Source organism: Photorhabdus sp. RM71S, from assembly GCF_042879355.1.
GTDB lineage: Bacteria > Pseudomonadota > Gammaproteobacteria > Enterobacterales > Enterobacteriaceae > Photorhabdus > Photorhabdus kayaii.
This window is the reverse complement of sequence record NZ_JBHFKV010000216.1, coordinates 1-408: the sequence shown is the minus strand read 5'-3', so window position 1 is coordinate 408 and position 408 is coordinate 1. Positions and strand designations below refer to the sequence as shown.

General features: G+C 45.6%; 1 protein-coding gene and 1 pseudogene. Both read right to left on the bottom strand.

Features of this window, described 5'->3' with window-relative positions; translation table 11 throughout:
- The coding region (locus tag ACGF5R_RS24590; protein WP_387693266.1) for a hypothetical protein at positions 1–189 on the bottom strand (189 nt) is incomplete at its 3' end.
- Positions 186–408 (bottom strand): annotated as a pseudogene (locus ACGF5R_RS24585) (hypothetical protein); the annotation flags it as partial. The pseudogene ACGF5R_RS24585 and the gene ACGF5R_RS24590, both read right to left, overlap by 4 nt.

Here is a 408-nt window from a genome sequence, read left to right as displayed (position 1 = left end):
GTATTTACTCGCCCACGCTTTAGCAATATGCAGACAGTCATCGTACATCTTGCCCTTTCTGCTCGCTGATGAAGCTCTTCGATAGTGATCGACCGCTTTGTCACTTGCCATACACGCAATAGATGAAGAAAAGCCGAGCTTGGTTAACTCGGCTTGTACGTTCTTCGCTATAAATTGCTCATGATTCATGCTGGCTCTCCGTCCGGGAAGTCATCAAAGCCGGGTAACGTAAGCTGCGATAATTCCAGAATAACTTTCTTGGCCTGACGAAGTTTTTTAAGATGACGCTTGCGTAAATTCATCATTTCACTACCTGGTCTACCAAAGTTGCTATAAGACCACTTATCAGCGGCCACCAGCCGATTCTGCATTTCACCAAGTGTCAGTGACTTTAAGCTTTCCATGTCC